This window comes from Salinisphaera sp. SPP-AMP-43, assembly GCF_049568105.1.
Lineage (GTDB): Bacteria > Pseudomonadota > Gammaproteobacteria > Nevskiales > Salinisphaeraceae > Salinisphaera.
In genome coordinates this window covers 1,252,024-1,271,118 of record NZ_CP145335.1, presented here as the reverse complement: position 1 = coordinate 1,271,118, position 19,095 = coordinate 1,252,024, and the positions used below count along the sequence as shown (strand labels likewise).

The following is a 19,095-nucleotide window of genomic DNA, read 5'->3' as shown; positions in this document are numbered from 1 at the left end:
CGATGGCGATGGAGTCCACGGCCCATTCGATCGGGATCGTCGAACCGCAGACGCTGCACATCGACGACCCGTTGGATCTAGATTGCGGCAAGCAGCTGGCCAAGTTCGATCTGGTCTATGAAACCTATGGCACGCTCAATGCCGACGGCTCCAATGCAGTGCTGATCTGTCATGCGCTGTCCGGCAATCACCATGCAGCCGGTTATCACAGCGCGGACGATGCCAAGCCCGGCTGGTGGAACAAATGCATCGGCCCGGGCAAGATGATCGACACCAACCGCTTTTTCGTGGTGGCGTCGGCCAATCTAGGCTGCTACAACGGCTCGACCGGCCCAGGCAGCCTCAACCCCGAGACCGGCCGTCATTACGGCCCTGACTTTCCGGTAGTCACGGTCGCTGACTGGGTCCGCTCGCAGAATCTGCTACGCGAACATCTGGGCATCGAGCGCTGGGCTGCGGTGATCGGCGGCAGTCTCGGCGGTATGCAGGTCATGCAGTGGGCGATCGACTATCCAGACCGGCTCGCCCATGCCGTGGTCATTGCCTCGGCGCCGAAGCTGTCGGCCCAGAACATTGCTTTCAACGAGATCGCGCGACAGGCAATCGTCACCGATCCCGAGTTCTACGAAGGCCGCTATTACGAGCACGATGTAGTGCCACGCCGTGGGCTGATGCTCGCCCGCATGCTCGGCCATATCACCTACCTGTCGGATGACGCCATGCGCGCTAAGTTCGGCCGCGATCTACGAGCCGGGCGCATCAACTACGGCTTTGACGTCGAGTTCCAGGTCGAATCCTATCTGCGCTATCAGGGCGAGTCGTTCGTGACCCGCTTCGATGCCAACACCTATCTGCTGATGACCAAGGCCCTGGACTACTTCGATCCGGCCTATAAAACCGGCGGCCGACTGGCCGAGGCCTTCGCCCCGGCCTCGGCGCGGTTTTTGGTGATCTCGTTCACCTCCGACTGGCGCTTCGCACCGGAGCGCTCACGCGAGATCGTTGATGCCCTGGTCGATGCCGGCAAGCAAGTCGCCTATGCCGAGGTCGATTCCGATCTCGGCCACGACGATTTCCTGCTGACCATGCCGCACTACATCAACACGATGAAAGCCTATATGGGCCGTGTGGCCGCCGAGGTGGGGGTATGAACACCCAGAGCACGCCTACCCGTGACGGCCTGCGCGCCGATCTGGCGCTGATCTCGGACTGGATCGCCCCGGGCACACGGGTACTGGATTTAGGCTGCGGCAATGGCGCCCTGCTCGCCCATCTGGAGGCGACCAAGAACGTGCGTGGTTACGGGCTGGAAATCGACCCGGACAACGTCATCGCCTCGATCACGGCCGGGGTCAATGTGCTGCAACTCGATCTCGATGCCGGACTCGGCCAGTTCGAGGACGACAGCTTCGATTATGTCGTGATGAGTTCGGCGATCCAGGAGGTCCAGCAGCCGCACGTGCTGATCGATGAAATGCTGCGCATCGGCCGCGACTCGATCGTGACCTTTCCCAATTTCGCTTATTGGCGGATGCGTTTTTGTCTGGCCTGGCAAGGCGTGATGCCATCATCTCGGGCCCTGCCGAACCGCTGGTACAACACCCCGAACATCCATCTGTGCACAGTGCGCGACTTCGAGCAGCTGTGCCATACCAAACGCGTGGAAATCGTGCGCCGGCATTTCGTCAATCATGCCCACCATGCCCACCCAGCCATGCGCGTTGCCCCCAACCTGCTGGGTGAGATCGCGTTGTACCAGCTGCGCGGCCGCACCTAGCCGGCCCTAGACAGCCCTGGCTGGGGGCTAAGTTTAAAGCGAGACCGGGCCCGAAACCGTTGCGCTGCAAGGCAAGACGCAGCATGGTTACACCATACCGGTACGCGGCCATACTGACGCGTCACCACACAGCTCGTGGCGCCGAGCTTGGGACGCATCTCGCGGCGCGCCTCCTCTTGGCTGGCGACACAGTCAACACGCGCCTGACCACCGTCATTCGGGCCCCTTAAGAGCCGCTCGGGCGCAACCGCAACAAGCCCTGGGCCGGCGCCGTAGTAGCGGCTGCGGTCGGTTCATGCCGGCTGCGCCATCAAGGCCGCACTCAGACCGATTCGCCGGTCACCGCGAACTTGGCCTTGAGAAACTGTTCATGCGGCAGGTAGAGCAGCTCGGCCAGATCTCGTAGTAGATGCTCTTCATGGGCATCGAGTTTGTTGTCGGCATAGGCGACCCGCCAGAGCATTTCCAGCACTTCGCGTTTTTCCTCCATCTCGAGCCCATCATTGAGGGTCTTGAGATACTGATAGAGCGAAACCGCCGAGCGGGCCTCGGGGGCCGCCGCATCGATCAGTTCCTCGACCTCACCATCGGACAGCTCGAAATGCGCCTTCAACTGACGCCGGATCTCATCGTATTCGGCCGGGTCGTGATTGTTGTCGGCATGCGCCATTTCGAGCAGCAGCACGGCCGCTGCGATCCGCTGGGCCCGAGCCGGATCTCGGGCCATCCCTTCGTTCGGCTGAATCGCATCTTTTAATCGATCGAACAGTCCCATCGTCGATCACCCTTACTGGTTGGCCCAGAATGTCTGTACGCGTTTGCGCAGATCGCCCAACCGGCCATGCAGGAAATGCCCGGCGCCTTCCATGATGTCGACGTTCACAGGCGGTTCGAGTTCCCGGACTGCAGCAATCGCGGCCTCGACGTCGATCACGTCGTCTTGATCGCCAAAGATCGCCAGCCAGTCGCAGTCCGGGCGCGGCAGCTGATGATCGAAATAGCTCGACGGCAGACCAATGGTGAGCAGGCTCGGGGTACCGTCCGCTGCCGCAACCCGCAGCGCGGCAGCCGAGCCGAAAGAAAACCCGGCCAGCCCGGCGTCCGGCAGATTCGAAGCCTGGGCCGCCCAGTCGCGCACTGCGCGTAGATCGTCCTGCTCGCCGCGGCCTTCGTCGTACTGGCCTTCGCTGTTACCGGTCGCCCGGAAATTGAAACGCAGGGTCGCCAAGCCGGCCTGTCGGGTCGCCCGAGCAGTCATAAACACGACCTTATTGTCCTTGGTACCGCCCTGCTGCGGATGGGGATGACAGACGACCACGAACCCACGGGCCGGCTCATCCGGCAGCTCGATATCGACTTCCAGAGCGCCGTCCGGTCCATCGATGAAACCACTGGCACGCTGCGCATCGGCATCCGGCCACTGCAGATCGCTCATGTCGATTCCTCGTTCGAAATAGCCCCGCCGTCACCCGTGCGCCCGTTGGCGGCCTCGACGCGTTCGGCGCGGGCACGCCGACGGTCTTCGCCGGTGCGTTTCGGGGCATAGTAAATAATAGTGTCGCCGACTTCCGGGCGTGCCCCGCCCTGGGCCGGCGACAGCAGCAATGTCTTGTTGTCGTGCAGTACCGCGATCGGAATCGCCTCGGCCGGGCGATCGCGCTTGAGATCGTCGTAGCCGTAGTTCTCGGTGAGCTTGGTTTTATGGAACTGCCAATTCTGGAAATGATGTCGCCAGAGCTCTTCGTACTGGGCCGATTCGTCGAAGGCGGGACGACCGCGCAGTGGGCGTGCTACCACCTTGGAGTCGTTGTTCTCATCGGCCGCATACATCGGCAGTTGGAACACCCGGTCATGCTCCAGGCTGCTTGAGAAATGCGAACAAACCAGCGCGTTGTAGGCGTCGTTACTGGTCGCGGCCAGCATGCAGGCGATCTCGTTGAGCTCTAGTGACTGCTGGATGGTCTCGGACAGCACCTCGCCGTAGAGCACCCGCACCCCGGCCAGCCGGGCTGTACGCAACCGATGCCAGGACGAATCGACCAGCAACACCTGAACATGCAACTCGTTGGTCAACGCCCGAGCCAGTTCGGTCGACCAAGGCGAAGCACCGACGATCAACACGCCGTTGGGTTCGGTCGACAGCCGCAGCCAGCGGGCCAAACGGCCCAGCGAAAAGCCGTGCAGGATCACCGAAGCGAATACGATCGCGAAGATCAACGGCAACAGCTGCTGGGCGCCACCGTAGCCGGCCTGGATCAGGGTTGGCGCGAACACACCGGCCACCGCGGCGGCCACGATCCCGCGCGGCGCGATCCAGCCCACCAGAAGACGATCCCGCCATTCCATATCCGTAAAGGCGGTCGCCAAAAACACCGCCACCGGCCGGGCCACGAACAACACCACGGCCACCAGCGCGGCAGCATGCCAGTCGAGATGGCGCAGCACCTTGGGATCGAGATCGGCGGTGAGCACGATGAACACCGACGACACCAGCAAGATGGTGACGTATTCCTTGAAACGTCGTAGTTCGCTGATGCCGGCGATGCTCATATTGCCCATGACCATGCCCATCACGGTCACGGCCAACAGCCCGGCTTCGGCGAAGATCTCGCTGGCTACGCCGTAGATCACCAGTACGCAGGCAATCGTCAACGGCGCTTTGAGATACTCCGGCACCCAGATGTGATTGAACGACCAGCCCAGTATCCAGGCGACGCCGCCACCGAGTACCAGCGAAATCAGAATCGCCAGCCCCAGTTCGACAAATACTTGGGTACCGCCCCCGGGATAGGCGCCCGAGAGCACGAAATACTGGAACACCAGTACCGCTAGCAACGCCCCGATCGGGTCGTTGATGATGCCTTCCCATTTCAGATAAGAGGCCGTGCGCCGGTTCAAGCCAGCCTGGCGCAGCATCGGGATGATTACAGTCGGCCCGGTCACCACCAGAATCGCACCGAACAGCAGCGAGACCTGCAGCGACAGCTGGCCGACGAAATACGCCGAGGCCGAATACAGCCCCCAGGACAGCATCGAACCGAGGGTGACCAGCCGCCGTACCCCAGAGGCCGCCTCCTTGAATTCGTGCAGCCGCAGGTTCAGGCCGCCCTCGAACAGGATCACGGCCACGGCCAGGCCGACGATCGGCGACAGCACCGGCCCGATCTGATCGGAGGGATGCATCCAGCCCAGCAGCGGCCCGGCAGCCACGCCAGCCACCAGAAACAGCACGATCGCCGGCATCCGCAGCAGCCATGCAATCCACTGGGAGAACACCCCCAGCCCGATGATCGCGATCAGCAGTAGCGATAAATGATGTTCCATCGACGAGTCCGACAGACAGCGCGGCGGCTATACCGGGGCTACAAAGAGTCCCAGTTGCCCTTGCGACGACGGCGGAACATCGGCAGCAACAGGCCGAGCACAATCCCGCCGAACAGAATCAGCGCACCGATCTTCATGCCTTCACGACGCGACTGTAGCGCTTGGTTTTCATGCTTCAAGCGATCGACCTCTGACCGTAAGCTAATGAGTTGCTTGCGGTATTTTTCGTTTTCGTTGCTGATACGAATAGCATCCGCGGAGGTTTCACGAATCTTTTGCAGCTGGCTTTTCAGCGATTTGTTCTTCGCCACCAGATCGCGCTTGAGCTGGCCCAGCTCGTCCGAACCGTGCTCGGCTTGGGCAAGTTCTTTTTTCAACTCAGTGTTGTCCGATTCCAATTGGTCGACGCGCTGCTTGAAGTCGGCCACTTGGTTGCGCGCTGCCGGCTGATCGGAAAGAAACCGATTCAACACATAGCCGGTCTGGCCCCCCGAAGTCCGTACTCGCGTCCAGCCATTGCTCGACTCGCCGAGCGTGGTGAGCTGGTCGCCGGCATCGAGCAGTTTCTGAATCCGGTATTTGGTCCCCGGGCCGCTACGCATGTTGATCGACAACTGGTCGCTGACGTACTGCGTCGCCGCCGTGGCCGTACTGGCGAACACCAGGCAGGCACAAATCAAGCTCAGCCCGAGCCCTCGCGTCGGCGCAATTCGGTATGGCATTTAGTCCCTCGAAATCATGTATGGCGGGCCCACAGCCCCTGCCCCGTGCCGGCAAGCGTTCAAGTGTAGCAAAGCGGAGCCTAATCGCCGGAAGCCCTTGGCGGACGCGCTACACTAGCCGGCCCGATTGGAAACGCAACTTTACGCTCATGGCCTTGATCGACATCGGCGCCAACCTGGCCCACGACAGTTTCGACGACGACCGCCAGGCGGTACTCGCGCGCGCCGCCGAGGCCGGGGTCACGCAGATGATCGTCACCGGTAGCGACCTCGACAGCAATCGTCGCGCGATGGCACTGGCCGCCGAACACCCGGGCCGCTGTTTCGCAACCGCCGGGCTGCATCCGCATCATGCCAACGATTGGAACGCCGAACTGGCCGGAGTCATTCGTACCGGCGCCGCCGAAGGCGCCATTCGGGCGGTCGGCGAGGCCGGTCTGGATTATTTTCGCGACATCAGCCCGCGCCAAGCCCAGCAGGACGCCTTCGCCGAGCAGCTGGCAATCGCTGCTGAATACCAGCTGCCGGTCTTTCTACATCAGCGCGATGCGCATGCCGATTTCATCGCTATCTTGCGCGAACACTTGCCGAGCCTGCCGCGAGCGGTCGTGCACTGCTTTACCGAAGGCCGCGACATGCTGGCCGACTATCTGGCCGAGGATCTGTATATCGGCGTGACCGGCTGGATCTGCGACGAACGCCGCGGCGCAGCCGTCTACGAAGCGGTTGCCGATGTGCCCGAGCAACGCCTGATGATCGAGACCGACTGCCCTTATCTGTTGCCGCGTACCATTCGACCGCGCCCCAAAAGCCGGCGCAACGAACCGGCCTACCTGCCCTGGGTGCGCGACAGTGTGGCCACGGCCCGCGGCCTCACCGCCGAGGCCGTCGAGCACTCGACCACCGAAACGGCACAACGCTTTTTTGCCCTACAACCCGCGCCGACCATATCGGCCAACGATTCGGGGTTCTAACGTATAGCGAACCGCGGGCAACCTCGATATGCTGGCTATTCCATATCGTGGATCAATACAGGAATCCGCAATGAGCGAAAGCCGCGAAACCGACGCCATCAAGAACGATCTCGAATCGTTGCGCAAGGATCTGCGCGAGCTGGCCGAGAGCGTACGCGCCTCCGGCGAAAAACGCGCCCATGACGGTCTCGACGAAGTACGCCACAAGTACGCCGATCTGCGCACCCATTACGACAAGCGCAGCCGGGAAGTCGGTGCCGAAATCGAAGCCCGCCCGTTCACCAGCGTGTTCGCGGCTTTCGGGATTGGTTTGCTACTGGGCAAACTGCTCGGTCGCTAGGCACCGACGCGTTGAACATCAAGAGCAAAATCGCGGCAGCCATATCGCTGCACATGTTCGCCTGGCTGGCGATGTTCATTGTGCTGGTCGGCGTGATCTTTCTGACGGCAGGTGTGTATTGGCTGCTCGTGCCACAGTTCGGCCAGGGCGTGGCGGCCATCATCGTCGGCGGCGGCCTGCTCGGCATCATGCTCGTAACGAGCGTGGTAATGCTGTTGGCCAACCGGGCCGGCAGCCGGGCACGCCAGGCCGCACATCACAGCACCGATAACCGGATCGAACACCAGCTGCGCCCGATCATCGGCGAGCGGGCGACCGATTGGGCCAAAGCGAACAGCGGGATTGCCATCGTCGGGGCCCTGTCGGCCGGCGTACTGATCGCCGCCAGCCCAAACATGCGTCGACTGATCGTCGAGGCAGCCCGGCCGTTGATTGCACGCAAGGCGCTGCAAGTCATGCAGGATCTATCCGGCTCCGGCCACTGAACCTGGGCCAACCGGCCGTCTGTCGGCGGCCGGTTCCTGACCACTCACCGAGCCACGAGTGGCTCGGCACCGCCAATCATGGCCGGACCGTTACGAGCGCACAGCGGCCATAGGCCTTGACCGCGTCATGGCTCGCCTAGGACAGCTGGCCGCAGCGCTTCGCTGCGGCACTTCAGACCAATAACCCATCACTAGCGAACGGGCACAGAATGACCGCTCGGCATGCATGGAACTGCATGCTCTTCAGGCCAGCGTACTCGCCCCCCGAATGGCCTGGCCTCGACCGTACAGCCCTATCGCATATTAAGCCGTCCATCGCGCCGGCCTGTGCCGATCCTGCGACGGCTCTCTCAGCCGAAGTCATAGCGTAGGCACACCGCCGGGCCGGGATTGCCCACCCCAACAATCAGACGCCCGGCCCCATACTGCCCGCTCAGCCGAGTCGGCTGGGAGGCCACGATCAGGCGCTACAAGACGCGTGGCCGGTGCTTGGTCGTTAACACCGGGCACGCGCCGATCGCAGTAGTCTATTCCGGCGGCTGATCCGTGACTGCGCCCTTGGCCGCGCTGCCCACCAAGCGCATGTACTTGGCCAATACGCCACGAGTGGCATTGGGCGGTCGCGGACGCCAGGCACTGCGACGACGTTGAAGTTCTTCATCGTCGACGTGCAGATGCAAGCTGCGCTGATGGGCATCGATGGTGATGGTATCGCCCTCTTCGACCAGAGCGATGCCGCCACCGGCCGCAGCCTCGGGTGCGACATGCCCTACGACCATGCCGTAGGTGCCACCGGAAAAGCGTCCGTCGGTGATCAGGCCCACCTTTTCGCCCAAGCCGCGCCCAACGATCGCTGAGGTCGGCGAGAGCATCTCGCGCATGCCCGGCCCACCTTTCGGGCCTTCGTAGCGGATGACCATGACATCGCCGGCTACGATCGATTCATCGATGATCGCCGCCATGGCTTGTTCCTCCGAGTCGAACACTCGCGCCCGTCCAGTGATCGAAGGATTTTTCAGGCCGGTGATCTTGGCGACCGCGCCTTCCTCGGCCAGATTGCCCTTCAGAATCGCCAAGTGGCCGGATTCGTAGAGCGCCTGGTCCATCGGCCGAATCACATCCTGGCCGGCCGGCGGTTGGTCCGGTACGTCGGCCAGCACGTCGGCTAGTGTCTGACCGGTGATGGTCAATGTGTCGCCATGGATCAGCCCGGCGTTGAGCAGCATCTTCAAGACCTGCGGGATGCCCCCGGCCGCATGCAGCTGGGTTACCACATAGCGCCCCGAGGGTTTCAGATCGCAGAATACCGGCACCTTGGCGCGGATCCGCTCGAAGTCGTCCAGCGACAGATCGACGTCAGCGGCCTGGGCGATCGCCAGCAGATGCAGCACCGCGTTGGTCGAGCCGCCCACGGCCATCATCAATGCGATCGCGTTTTCGAACGCCTTGAAGGTCAGCAGATCGCGCGGCTTGATGTCTTTTTCGATCGCCGTGATCAACGCTTCGGCCGCGGCTGCCGTGCTTTCGGTCTTCTCTTCGTCTTCAGCCGCCATGGTCGATGAATACGGCAGGCTCATGCCCATCGCTTCGAACGCCGAAGACATGGAGTTCGCAGTGAACATACCGCCACAGGAACCGGCGCCCGGGCAGGCTGCGCATTCCACTCGCTTGACCTGGGCATCGTCGATCTTGCCAGCCACCCGCTGGCCAACCGCCTCGAAGGCCGAGACGATAGTCAGATCCTCGCCGTTAAGATGGCCCGGCTTGATGGTACCGCCATAGACGAAGATCGCCGGTACGTTCATACGTGCAATGCCGATCATCGCGCCCGGCATGTTCTTGTCGCAGCCGCCGATCGCCATCACGCCGTCCATGGACTCGCCTTGCACTGCGGTCTCGACCGAGTCGGCGATGACTTCGCGGGAAACCAGCGAATACTTCATGCCAGGCGTACCCATCGAGATCCCGTCGGAGACAGTCGGGGTACCGAACACTTGCGATTTGGCGCCGCCAGCCTCGAGCGCGGTTTCCGCACGCGCCGCGAGCTTGTTCAAGCTCATATTGCAGGGCGTGATCGTCGAGTAACCGTTGGCAATGCCGACGATCGGCTTGTCGAAATCTTCGTCGGTATAGCCCATAGCACGCAACATGGCGCGGTTGGGCGCACGCGAGGTGCCTTGGGTGATCACCTGGCTACGGCGGGGCCTGGGCTGGGACTGATTCTCGTCGGCGGCCATGATCGCTTCCGGCTGATAAATGGCCGGTCATTATGCAGCCGCGATTGCATGACGCACAAAAAAACGGCGCCCAAAGGCGCCGTCTTGGTGCAGGAACTATCCAGCCGATCAGCGATTCGGCTGTTTGGTCATCCGCAGGTATGGCTTGAGCTCGTTCCAGCCTTCCGGGAAGTACTGCTTGGCCTCTTCATTGGACAGCGCCGGGGAGACGATCACATCGTCGCCGTTCTGCCAGTCAGCCGGCGTGGTGACCTTGTAGTTATCGGTCAGCTGTAGCGAATCGATCACGCGCAGGATTTCGGCGAAATTACGGCCAGCGCTTTTCGGATAGGTCAGCGTCATCCGGATCTTTTTGTTCGGATCGATCACGAACACGCTGCGTACCGTCGACGTATCCCCCTCGTTGGGATGAATCATGTCGTAGAGCTCGGCGACCTTGCGGTCGGTATCGCCGATGATCGGGAAAGTCGGAGCACAGCCCTGGGTTTCTTCGATATCGTTCGACCAGGCCTTGTGATCCTCGACGGAATCGACCGAGACCACGATCGGCTTGGCGTTACGCTTGGCAAACTCGTCGGATAGCTTAGCCGTAGCGCCGATCTCGGTCGTGCAGACCGGCGTAAAATCCGCCGGATGCGACATCAGCACGCCCCAACTATCGCCGAGCCAGGCATGGAAATCGATTTCGCCTTCTGTGGTATCCGCGGTGAAGTTCGGCGCCGTATCACCCAGTCTCAAACCCATGACATTCTCCTTCCTATACGTATGCGCGATTATAACAGTGGCAAGCCGTGGGCCGCGTCGTCGACCGGCCCGGATCAGTCCTATATGGTCACGAACCGTTAGCGGTACAAGATCACGGAGACAACGGCATGACTGACGAAAACGATCACGATCCGATGCTGGTGTATGTGACCACCCCGGACCACGCGGTCGCCAAGCGCATTGCAGCGGCTTTGATCGAGCATCACGAGGCCGCCTGCGTGAATATCGTGGCTGGCATGGAATCGGTCTATCGCTGGCAGGGCCAGGTCGAAACCGACCAGGAATGCCTACTGCTGATCAAGACCCGACGCGAACGCCTGAACGATATCGATGCACGGCTGGATACCCTGCATCCGGATGACGTCCCCGAGCGCATCGCGGTGCCGATCGTCGATGGCGCCACCGCATACATGCAATGGCTACACGAACAAGCCGCCGCCTAATGCCGCTGTGCGTGCAGCAAAGGCCACGCCTGCTGCTGCGGTTGTGGCTGTACGGACTCGCGTTCGCACTGGCCGCGGCCAGCGCGGCGGCCGCGGCGAGCGCCCAGCCGCTCGACGTGGATCGGGCTTTCGCGCCCAAAGTCACACGTATTGATGCCCGCCATATCGCAATCGACTGGCGTATCGCGGCCAACTACTATCTGTACCGTCACGCCTTCGACTTCAAGCTGGCCGATGCCGTCGATGCCAGGCTGGGTACGCCGCAGATCCCGCCGGGCCAATCACACCAAGACGCCTACTTCGGCGATGTCGAAACCTATCGCAACCACGTCCGCATCCGTCTGCCGATCATCGGCCCGCTGCCCGACGACGCGCAGGTCGCGCTGCGCTATCAGGGCTGTGCCGATGCTGGACTGTGCTATCCACCGCAGCACAAGACGCTGACCATACCGGCAGCTGGCCACTCGAAAACAGCCGCCGACCGACCATTGCGCCCCCTCGAGACCGGCCGCTCTGACGATCTGGCCGCACGCCTGGGGCAATCGAGCCTATGGTCCACGGTCGGGCTGTTCTTCCTATTGGGCATCGGCCTGGCCTTTACACCCTGCATCCTGCCAATGATCCCGATCGTGGCCGGCATGCTAGGCAGCCGCCGTCTGTCGCGCGGCCGTATGCTCTCGGCCACGCTGGCCTATGTGCTGGCCATGGCCGCGGCCTATGCCGTATTCGGCGTGATCGCCGGCTATTTCGGCGCCAATATCCAAGCCGCTTTGCAGCGGCCGCTGGTATTACTGCCGTTCGCCGGGCTGTTCGCGCTGCTGGCCGCGGCCAGCTTCGGCTGGTTCGAAGTCCGAATGCCGACGTGGGCATGGGCGCCTGCGACAGGCGCCGACTCAAGCCGTCGCAGCCTGCTGGGCGCAGCCGGCATCGGCTTCAGTTCCGCCTTGGTGGCCGGGCCCTGCCTGGCGCCACCACTGGCCGGCGCCCTGTTGTTCATATCCTCCGGCGGGCATGTTTTGATCGGCGCGATCGCCTTGTTCGCGCTCGGACTGGGCATCGGCGTGCCACTACTCGCGCTCGCCCTGTTCGGTGCCCGCGTATTACCCCGCAGCGGGCCTTGGCTCGGCGAAGTCAGAGTGTTTTTCGGGGTGCTGCTGTTCGCGGTCGGGCTATGGTTGGCATTGCGCCTGGCCTCACCTGCCATGGGGCTGGCGGCCTGGGGCGCGCTGGCTCTCATCTACGGCGCCTATCTATCGACCCGACCGACCCAGAGCCCGACCGCCGCCACCGCCAAGCGTATCGTGGTACTGGCCGTACTCGGATATGCCGCACTGGCCGGCGCGGGGCTCGCGATCGGCAATGGCCACAGCACGGCACCACTGGCCGGGCTAGCCGCCTCTTCGACCCCGCCTGCGGACTCGGCCGCGCTTTTTCAGAGCGTGGATTCACCATCCGAACTACAACACGCCCTGGCCGCAGCTCGCCGGGCGGGCCGACCGGCCATGGTCGATGTCTATGCCGACTGGTGCGTGGACTGCGTGCGCATGAAGCATACGTTGTTCGCCGAGCCCAAGGTCCGCCGTGCCCTGTCGCAAGTCGCTGCGATCGAATTCGATGTCACCGCCTATGATCAAGCCCAGCGGCAGTTCCTGAGCGAGCATCGTGTCTTTGGGCCGCCAACGCTGCTGTTCTACGATGCCCGTGGTCAGCGCCAGCGATCCGCTCGCCTAGTCGGCCGCGTCGATTCCCAAACCTTGCTGTCGCGCCTTGAAGCGCTGCCACCGGGCCCGCGTTCGTGACAGCGCAGCGGCCCCGTGCCTGGCTCGTTGCCGTGCTGCTGGTTGCAACGCTGGCGCTCATCGGTGGCGGGCTATATCGGTATGCCGTGTCCGAGCGCGGGCCGATGCGGCCCGATTTCACGATGCCGGATCTCGAGGGCCAGAGGCATCGGATCGGCGACTACGACGGCCAAGTCGTCTTGATCAATTTCTGGGCCAGCTGGTGTGGCCCGTGTCGCAAGGAGATGCCGCTGCTGATCGCAGCGCAGAAACGCTTCGGCGCACAGGGGCTGCAAGTTCTGGGTGTAGCCGTAGACTACCCAGCTGCAGCGCGTGCGTTCGCCCGCAGCCGAGATAGCAACTATCCGATCCTGATCGGCGCCGAACAGGCGGCCAAGATCCAGGATCGATACACGGGCAGGAACGATCCGCCTGGCGTCTTGCCTTATACCGTAATATTGAACCGAAAAGGCCGGATCGTGCACCGAATCACCGGCCAGTTGCATTCAAACCAGATCGGCCGCATTATTCGACCGCTTCTGCAGCACAATTCGCCGCATCGCCCCTGAAAAAACGCCAGATCAGGCATTTGCAGGACATCGCGCGCCTGCCAAAATGGCCGATCGTCGGCGAACATTCTACAATAAAGCACCGAACAGCAGCGAATTCGAAAGCCACAGTTGTGCACGGCCAGCGCATGCGGCACACTCGTCATGGAACACATGCGCGTCGCCGGGCGCCCAGCTTATCCCGCCCGGATCGCGGATCGAATCTGCCCCCGACATACCGGGTCTAAGGTATCGGTCCGCCGTGCCCGAGCAGGAGTAATCGACATACCATGGATATCCGAAAACTCAAAAAACTGATCGAGCTCGTCGAGGATTCGGGCATCGCCGAACTGGAGATCACCGAGGGCGAGGAATCGGTACGCATTGGCCGCTATCCGCCGGCCGGCAGCCAGCCGAGCGCACCGCCGGCTGCCTATATGGCGGCTCCGGCCGCGGCCCCGGCCGAGCCCCAGGCGCCGGCGGCCGACAATGCCTCGGGCGGCAGCGGCGACGGCGCTACCCCCGAAGGGCATGTGATCCGCTCGCCGATGGTCGGCACTTTCTATCGCGCACCGGCCCCCGAGGCCAAGCCGTTCGTCGACGTCGGCGATAACGTCAGCCCGAGCGATACGGTCTGCATTATCGAGGCCATGAAGATGCTCAACCAGATCGAGGCGGAAGTGTCGGGCACGGTCAGCGAGATCCTGGTCGATAACGGTCAGCCGGTGGAATACGACCAGCCGCTGTTCGTGGTCAAATAAACCCGCCGGACCGTATTCGCCGCGTGCTTACGCAAGCGGCGAATATCTGACGACAACGCCGTGCTGTGCCCACGGGAACAACGATATCGCGTCGGCGCCAAGCCCCAAGCCGGGCGCGCGGACGACCAGACCAGAGGTTGATTCATGCTGGACAAGGTTCTCATCGCCAATCGCGGCGAAATCGCGCTGCGTATCCTGCGCGCCTGTCGGCAGCTCGATATTCCGGTGATCGCAGCCTATTCATCGGCCGATCGCGATCAAAAACATGTGCTGCTGGCCGAAGAGGCCGTCTGTATCGGCCCCCCCTCGGCAACAGCCAGCTATCTAAACATGGCGACCCTGATGAGCACGGCTGAAGTCGCCGGGGCGACCGCCATCCATCCAGGCTATGGCTTTTTGTCGGAGAACGCCGATTTCGCCGAATCGGTCGAGCAGTCGGGTTTTACCTTTATCGGGCCGACCGCCGAGACCATCCGCCTGATGGGCGACAAGACCTCGGCGATCCAGGAAATGCAAGCTGCTGGAGTGCCGTGCGTACCCGGTTCCGGCAAGCCGCTGACCGCCGACGACGTCGAAAACCGCGAAATCGCCGATCGCATCGGCTATCCCGTGATCATCAAGGCCGTGGGTGGCGGCGGCGGCCGCGGCATGCATGTCGTCTACGAACCGGACGATCTGGCCGGTGCAGTCGATATGGCGCGCCGCGAAGCGGCCAGTGCCTTCGGCAACCCCCAGGTCTATATGGAAAAGTATCTGGAGCTGCCACGCCATGTGGAAGTCCAGGTGCTGTGCGATACCCACGGCAACGCCATCCACCTAGGCGAGCGCGACTGTTCGCCGCAGCGTCGTCATCAGAAAGTGGTCGAAGAATCGCCGGCCCCGGGCATTACCCCGGAACAGCGCGAGCATATCGGCAACCTCTGCGTCGATGCGTGCAAACGCCTGAACTATCGCGGCGCCGGCACCTTCGAGTTCCTGTATGAGAACGGCGAATTCCATTTCATCGAAATGAATACCCGTATTCAGGTCGAGCATCCGGTCACCGAGATGGTCACCGGCGTGGACCTGGTCGCCGAACAGCTGCGTATCGCCGCCGGCGAAAAACTGCGCTATACCCAGGACGATATCGTCCTACGTGGGCATGCCATCGAATGCCGGGTCAACGCCGAGCATCCAGAAACTTTCGCGCCTTCACCCGGCAAGGTCGAGCAGTATCATGCGCCGGGCGGGCCCGGCATCCGCATGGACAGCCATATGTATGCCGGCTATTCGGTGCCGCCCTACTACGATTCGCTGATCGGCAAGCTGATTGCCCACGGTGATACCCGCGACGCCGCTCGTGCGCGCATGGACATGGCGCTGTCGGAGATGGTCGTCGAAGGCATCCATACCAATCTGTCGCTGCATCAGTGGATTATCAACGATCCGGAGTTCGCCGACGGCGGCGTATCGATCCATTGGCTGGAGAAAAAGATCCGCCAGCGCCTGGGCAAGGGATGAGCATCGCCTGGCTGCAGATCACGGCAACCACCCATCGCACAGCGCTGGCCGAAGCGGTGTTCGAGGAATACGGTGCCGAGGCGATCACCGAGCTGGATGCTGGCGACGACCTGACGGTCGAAGAAACGCCCAACAGCCAGCCGGCTTTCGAGCGCGCCCGGGTGATCGGTCTGTTCACCCAGGGCACGCCTGCCGAGCCGATCACGGCGGCCCTGCGCGAGGCACTCGGCGACGATCTCGTCATCGAAACCCAGACCCTGGAAAACCAGGACTGGGCCAGCGCCTGGCTGGCCGAACATCCGCCGCTGATCTTCGGCGAGCGGCTATGGATCGCCCCGCATAGCGCCGAAGTGGCTGCCGCCGATGACGCCGTCGTCGTACGGCTCGACCCAGGCCTGGCTTTCGGCACCGGCACCCACCCGACCACTAGCCTGTGCCTGCATTGGCTGGCGGCCCAGGATCTGACCGGCAAACGGGTCGTCGACTACGGCTGTGGCTCGGGCATCCTGGCGATCGCGGCCGCCCGGCTGGGCGCTGCACAGGTCGTGGCTGTGGATATCGACGATCAGGCGGTCCGGGCCACCCGTGAGAACGCCGTTCGCAACGATGTCTCCGATCGGATTCTCACACCGGCCATGGATGCGATCGAAGGTGCACCGTTCGATATCGTGCTCGCCAATATTCTGGCCAAGCCGCTAATCTCGCTGGCGCCGACGCTGACCGAACTGGCGGCCGCCGGAGCCCCCCTGGTGATGGCGGGCCTGCTGTCGCGCCAGATCGAGGATGTGACCAGTGCCTACCAGCCGGCCTTCGTGTTTGAACAGCCGGCTCTGGAAGACGACTGGGCACGTTTGGTCGGCCATCGCGCGGGCCGCTGAGCACGATACCGCCGATCGTCGCCTTTTGCTGGCCGTCGATTGCCGTTATAGTTTCGCGCTGTTCCACCTCAGACTTTTTCACGGATGCGCCATTCCGACGCCGACGAGGACACTGCCCAGCCGCTGAGTCACTATGTCGGGGCCAGTCTCGACCGTTATTTCGAGTCTTTGAACGGCAGCGCGCCGCCGACCGATCTCTACCGAATGATCCTCGAACAAGTTGAGCGCCCGCTGCTGGAACGCGTGCTCGAATACAATCGCGGCAACCAGTCCAAGACTGCCAGCATGCTCGGTATCAACCGCGGCACGCTGCGCAAGAAACTGCGCAGCTACAACCTCGACCAGTAACGCGCGCCGTGGCGCGTGTGCCGTAACCCGCGTCGCGGGTTTTTTTGTTTGCCCCCAACCGTTATCGCCATGACTTCGACTGCCTCCGTCGCCCCCATCCGTCGCGCTCTGATCAGTGTTTCCGACAAGACCGGTGTTGCCGATTTCGCCCGTGCGCTCACCGAGACACACGGCGTCGAAATCCTATCGACCGGCGGCACCGCGCGGATGCTGCGCGAAGCCGGCATCACCGTGACCGACGTATCGACCCATACCGGCGCGCCGGAAATCATGGACGGCCGGGTCAAAACCCTGCACCCGAAGATTCATGGCGGCATCTTGGGCCGGCGCGGCACCGACGACGGTGTCATGGCCGAGCAGGACATCGCACCCATCGATCTGGTGGTGGTCAATCTCTATCCCTTCGAGCAGACCATCGCCAAGCCCGACACCGACCGGGCGACCGCGATCGAGACCATCGACATCGGTGGCCCCGCCATGCTGCGCGCTGCGGCCAAGAATCACGCCGACGTCACTTTGGTGGTCGACGGCGCCGACTATGACAGCGTTCTGGCCGACCTGACTGAGCACGGCGGCACACTCGAGGCCACCCGCCGCCGGCTGGCCGCCAAAGGCTTTAGCCATACCGCCGGCTACGATCGGGCGATCGCCGCCTATCTGTCCGGCCACGACGCACCGGCTGATGCCGGCGACGACAACGCTCTTCCGGCGCGCTTCGCCCCAGCCTATAGCAAGCGCGCCGATCTGCGCTACGGCGAGAATCCACACCAGCGCGCGGCCCTCTATGCCGGCGAATCCACGGTCGAGGCCAGTCTGGTCGAGGCCCGGGTCTGCCAAGGCAAGGCCTTGTCGTACAACAATCTGGCCGATGCCGACGCAGCGCTCGCCTGTGTCAAAGCCTTCGATCAAGCGCCGGCCTGTGTGATCGTCAAACACGCCAACCCCTGCGGGGTTGCGGTCGCCCCAGATCTGACCGCCGCCTACCAGCGTGCCTTTGCGACCGACCCGGTGTCGTCGTTCGGCGGCATCATCGCCTTCAACGGCGAACTCGGCGCCGAGACCGCCGAAGCGATCCTGGCTAACCAGTTCGCCGAAGTCATTCTGGCGCCAAGCATTACCGATGAGGCATTGCGCGTCTTCTCGAAAAAGAAGAACCTGCGGGTGCTGGCCACCGGCGCTTGGCAGCAGACCGGTTCCGACGGGCTCATGCTCAAACCGATCGCCGGCGGCCTGCTGGTTCAGGACGACGACAGCGAATTACTCGATCGTAGCCAGCTCAAGGCCGTGACCGCGACCGAGCCGACCGGCACCCAGCTGCAAGACATGCTGTTCGCTTGGCGGGTCGCGAAATACGTCAAATCCAATGCCATCGTCTATGCCCGTGACGGTGCGACGGTCGGCATCGGCGCCGGCCAGATGAGCCGGGTGGACTCGGCGCGCATCGCCCGCCAAAAAGCGGCCGACGCCGAGCTTGAGATCGCCGGTTCGGTGATGGCCTCGGATGCTTTCTTCCCGTTCCGCGACGGTATCGACACCGCAGCCGAGGCCGGCGTCGCTGCCGTGATCCAGCCTGGTGGCTCGATCCGCGACGACGAGATCATCGCCGCCGCCGACGAAGCCGGCATCGCCATGCTATTCACCGGCATGCGGCATTTTCGACACTAAGCGCCTGCGTCAGGCTCGCCCGGGGCGCCGCATCGGCAGTTGCACCCCGGGCGAATGGCAAACGTAGCCACACCGTGGCAACCGCCGAGCGCCGCGGCCACGGCGCTCGACGCCCCAATCGCTCGCTTGGCGGCTGTGCCTCGGACTTAGCCCCGTCTTGTAACGCGACGGCCGTGATCGCGACCACAACGCTACAGAAGGTCCATGCTTGATGGGCCCCGCCCGAAGGTTCTAGGGCGTGTTGAGGTATCCTGCGAGTCCGCGCCAAGGACCATTGGGCTGTCTCAGCCGAGGCGCCGCGAATGCAACGTAGTTGCGCCACGTCAGTACGCGGTAACGCTGGATGGCGGCCCAACAGCCGTTGTTTCGAAGAGCTGTGCCCGCAATCGCGTCGGACCGCAGAACGAGCCTTGATCGGCGCACGCCCAGAACCGGCGGCTCGGTCCTGCTAGCCACGATTCGGGGCGGCAACACGGCGCTCGAACGAAACCTCAACAGGCTCTAGCATTCAGTGATCAGCGGCACGAGGGCTGGCCAGCCCTGTCGCGTC

The 19,095-nt window shown here is 63.0% G+C and carries 19 protein-coding genes; 13 read left to right on the top strand and 6 right to left on the bottom strand.

Annotated features, from left to right (window positions below):
• Window positions 1–2: 2 nt before the first annotated feature.
• Together metX and metW are read left to right on the top strand one after the other, a co-directional pair.
• The gene (gene metX, locus V5738_RS05470) at window positions 3–1,151 is read left to right on the top strand and encodes a homoserine O-succinyltransferase MetX (protein ID WP_423823398.1); all 1,149 of its coding nucleotides are present in this window, start codon (window positions 3–5) and stop codon (window positions 1,149–1,151) included.
• A complete protein-coding gene (gene metW / locus V5738_RS05465) occupies window positions 1,148–1,777 on the top strand; it encodes a methionine biosynthesis protein MetW (protein ID WP_423823397.1) in 630 nt (209 codons plus the stop codon). Before metX ends, metW begins: the two co-directional genes overlap by 4 nt.
• A 322-nt stretch (window positions 1,778–2,099) precedes the next feature.
• On the opposite strand, the gene V5738_RS05460 is transcribed toward metW, so the two are convergent.
• The 4 genes from V5738_RS05460 to V5738_RS05445 are packed head-to-tail and all read right to left on the bottom strand — an operon-like array spanning window position 2,100 to window position 5,823.
• Window positions 2,100–2,552, bottom strand: coding sequence for a TerB family tellurite resistance protein (locus V5738_RS05460; RefSeq protein WP_423823396.1), 453 nt, complete (start codon window positions 2,550–2,552; stop codon window positions 2,100–2,102).
• A gap of 12 nt (window positions 2,553–2,564) precedes the next feature.
• Window positions 2,565–3,212 (bottom strand): alpha/beta hydrolase, encoded by a 648-nt coding sequence (locus V5738_RS05455; RefSeq protein WP_423823395.1) that lies wholly within the window; start codon window positions 3,210–3,212, stop codon window positions 2,565–2,567.
• Window positions 3,209–5,101 carry a cation:proton antiporter gene (locus V5738_RS05450; RefSeq protein ID WP_423823394.1) on the bottom strand — a complete coding sequence of 631 codons (1,893 nt, stop codon included), beginning with the start codon at window positions 5,099–5,101 and terminating at the stop codon, window positions 3,209–3,211. Before V5738_RS05450 ends, V5738_RS05455 begins: the two co-directional genes overlap by 4 nt.
• Before the next feature lie 38 nt (window positions 5,102–5,139).
• The gene (locus V5738_RS05445; RefSeq protein WP_423823393.1) at window positions 5,140–5,823 is read right to left on the bottom strand and encodes a TIGR04211 family SH3 domain-containing protein; all 684 of its coding nucleotides are present in this window, start codon (window positions 5,821–5,823) and stop codon (window positions 5,140–5,142) included.
• A gap of 149 nt (window positions 5,824–5,972) precedes the next feature.
• Between V5738_RS05445 and V5738_RS05440 the strand changes: the two genes are divergently transcribed.
• From V5738_RS05440 to V5738_RS05430, 3 genes are all read left to right on the top strand, one after another.
• Entirely contained in the window at window positions 5,973–6,797 is an 825-nt protein-coding gene (locus V5738_RS05440; RefSeq protein WP_423823392.1) for a TatD family hydrolase, read from the top strand.
• A 70-nt stretch (window positions 6,798–6,867) separates the two neighbouring features.
• Window positions 6,868–7,137 carry a hypothetical protein gene (locus V5738_RS05435; protein ID WP_423823391.1) on the top strand — a complete coding sequence of 90 codons (270 nt, stop codon included), beginning with the start codon at window positions 6,868–6,870 and terminating at the stop codon, window positions 7,135–7,137.
• An 11-nt stretch (window positions 7,138–7,148) separates the two neighbouring features.
• A complete protein-coding gene (locus tag V5738_RS05430; RefSeq protein WP_423823390.1) occupies window positions 7,149–7,622 on the top strand; it encodes a hypothetical protein in 474 nt (157 codons plus the stop codon).
• Between the two features lie 527 nt (window positions 7,623–8,149).
• On the opposite strand, the gene ilvD is transcribed toward V5738_RS05430, so the two are convergent.
• Both ilvD and V5738_RS05420 read right to left on the bottom strand, forming a co-directional pair.
• A complete protein-coding gene (gene ilvD, locus V5738_RS05425; protein ID WP_423823389.1) occupies window positions 8,150–9,859 on the bottom strand; it encodes a dihydroxy-acid dehydratase in 1,710 nt (569 codons plus the stop codon).
• A gap of 108 nt (window positions 9,860–9,967) precedes the next feature.
• On the bottom strand, window positions 9,968–10,603 hold the full coding sequence (locus V5738_RS05420; protein ID WP_423823388.1) for a peroxiredoxin: 636 nt from the start codon (window positions 10,601–10,603) through the stop codon (window positions 9,968–9,970).
• 128 nt (window positions 10,604–10,731) lie between these two features.
• On the opposite strand from V5738_RS05420, the gene cutA reads away from it, so the two are divergent.
• The 8 genes from cutA to purH all read left to right on the top strand — a co-directional run bounded on the left by cutA (window position 10,732) and on the right by purH (window position 18,545).
• The gene (gene cutA / locus V5738_RS05415) at window positions 10,732–11,067 is read left to right on the top strand and encodes a divalent-cation tolerance protein CutA (RefSeq protein WP_423823387.1); all 336 of its coding nucleotides are present in this window, start codon (window positions 10,732–10,734) and stop codon (window positions 11,065–11,067) included.
• Window positions 11,040–12,866, top strand: coding sequence for a protein-disulfide reductase DsbD (gene dsbD, locus V5738_RS05410; protein ID WP_423823386.1), 1,827 nt, complete (start codon window positions 11,040–11,042; stop codon window positions 12,864–12,866). Before cutA ends, dsbD begins: the two co-directional genes overlap by 28 nt.
• A 104-nt stretch (window positions 12,867–12,970) precedes the next feature.
• Window positions 12,971–13,414: a TlpA family protein disulfide reductase gene (locus tag V5738_RS05405; RefSeq protein ID WP_423824137.1), complete on the top strand. Its 444-nt coding sequence runs from the start codon at window positions 12,971–12,973 to the stop codon at window positions 13,412–13,414.
• A 269-nt stretch (window positions 13,415–13,683) separates the two neighbouring features.
• Window positions 13,684–14,154 carry an acetyl-CoA carboxylase biotin carboxyl carrier protein gene (gene accB, locus V5738_RS05400; protein ID WP_423823385.1) on the top strand — a complete coding sequence of 157 codons (471 nt, stop codon included), beginning with the start codon at window positions 13,684–13,686 and terminating at the stop codon, window positions 14,152–14,154.
• Window positions 14,155–14,298: 144 nt separating this feature from the next.
• Window positions 14,299–15,654, top strand: coding sequence for an acetyl-CoA carboxylase biotin carboxylase subunit (gene accC, locus V5738_RS05395; protein ID WP_423823384.1), 1,356 nt, complete (start codon window positions 14,299–14,301; stop codon window positions 15,652–15,654).
• Complete coding sequence (gene prmA / locus V5738_RS05390) at window positions 15,651–16,532, top strand: 50S ribosomal protein L11 methyltransferase (protein ID WP_423823383.1); 882 nt, start codon at window positions 15,651–15,653, stop codon at window positions 16,530–16,532. The genes accC and prmA overlap by 4 nt, the downstream gene beginning before the upstream one ends.
• An 84-nt stretch (window positions 16,533–16,616) precedes the next feature.
• On the top strand, window positions 16,617–16,880 hold the full coding sequence (locus tag V5738_RS05385) for a helix-turn-helix domain-containing protein (RefSeq protein ID WP_423823382.1): 264 nt from the start codon (window positions 16,617–16,619) through the stop codon (window positions 16,878–16,880).
• Window positions 16,881–16,949: 69 nt separating this feature from the next.
• A complete protein-coding gene (gene purH / locus V5738_RS05380) occupies window positions 16,950–18,545 on the top strand; it encodes a bifunctional phosphoribosylaminoimidazolecarboxamide formyltransferase/IMP cyclohydrolase (protein WP_423823381.1) in 1,596 nt (531 codons plus the stop codon).
• The last annotated feature ends 550 nt before the right edge of the window (window positions 18,546–19,095 follow it).

Bases quoted from the DNA above. Each gene is read 5' to 3' on its own strand.
- V5738_RS05420 (WP_423823388.1), bottom strand. From the start codon at position 10,603: ATGGGTTTGAGACTGGGTGATACGGCGCCGAACTTCACCGCGGATACC.
- dsbD (WP_423823386.1), top strand. From the start codon at position 11,040: ATGGCTACACGAACAAGCCGCCGCCTAATGCCGCTGTGCGTGCAGCAA.
- accC (WP_423823384.1), top strand. From the start codon at position 14,299: ATGCTGGACAAGGTTCTCATCGCCAATCGCGGCGAAATCGCGCTGCGT.
- accB (WP_423823385.1), top strand. From the start codon at position 13,684: ATGGATATCCGAAAACTCAAAAAACTGATCGAGCTCGTCGAGGATTCG.
- V5738_RS05440 (WP_423823392.1), top strand. From the start codon at position 5,973: ATGGCCTTGATCGACATCGGCGCCAACCTGGCCCACGACAGTTTCGAC.
- prmA (WP_423823383.1), top strand. From the start codon at position 15,651: ATGAGCATCGCCTGGCTGCAGATCACGGCAACCACCCATCGCACAGCG.
- V5738_RS05460 (WP_423823396.1), bottom strand. From the start codon at position 2,552: ATGGGACTGTTCGATCGATTAAAAGATGCGATTCAGCCGAACGAAGGG.
- V5738_RS05435 (WP_423823391.1), top strand. From the start codon at position 6,868: ATGAGCGAAAGCCGCGAAACCGACGCCATCAAGAACGATCTCGAATCG.
- V5738_RS05450 (WP_423823394.1), bottom strand. From the start codon at position 5,101: ATGGAACATCATTTATCGCTACTGCTGATCGCGATCATCGGGCTGGGG.
- V5738_RS05405 (WP_423824137.1), top strand. From the start codon at position 12,971: ATGCGGCCCGATTTCACGATGCCGGATCTCGAGGGCCAGAGGCATCGG.
- V5738_RS05445 (WP_423823393.1), bottom strand. From the start codon at position 5,823: ATGCCATACCGAATTGCGCCGACGCGAGGGCTCGGGCTGAGCTTGATT.
- ilvD (WP_423823389.1), bottom strand. From the start codon at position 9,859: ATGGCCGCCGACGAGAATCAGTCCCAGCCCAGGCCCCGCCGTAGCCAG.
- purH (WP_423823381.1), top strand. From the start codon at position 16,950: ATGACTTCGACTGCCTCCGTCGCCCCCATCCGTCGCGCTCTGATCAGT.
- metW (WP_423823397.1), top strand. From the start codon at position 1,148: ATGAACACCCAGAGCACGCCTACCCGTGACGGCCTGCGCGCCGATCTG.
- V5738_RS05455 (WP_423823395.1), bottom strand. From the start codon at position 3,212: ATGAGCGATCTGCAGTGGCCGGATGCCGATGCGCAGCGTGCCAGTGGT.
- V5738_RS05385 (WP_423823382.1), top strand. From the start codon at position 16,617: ATGCGCCATTCCGACGCCGACGAGGACACTGCCCAGCCGCTGAGTCAC.
- metX (WP_423823398.1), top strand. From the start codon at position 3: ATGGCGATGGAGTCCACGGCCCATTCGATCGGGATCGTCGAACCGCAG.
- cutA (WP_423823387.1), top strand. From the start codon at position 10,732: ATGACTGACGAAAACGATCACGATCCGATGCTGGTGTATGTGACCACC.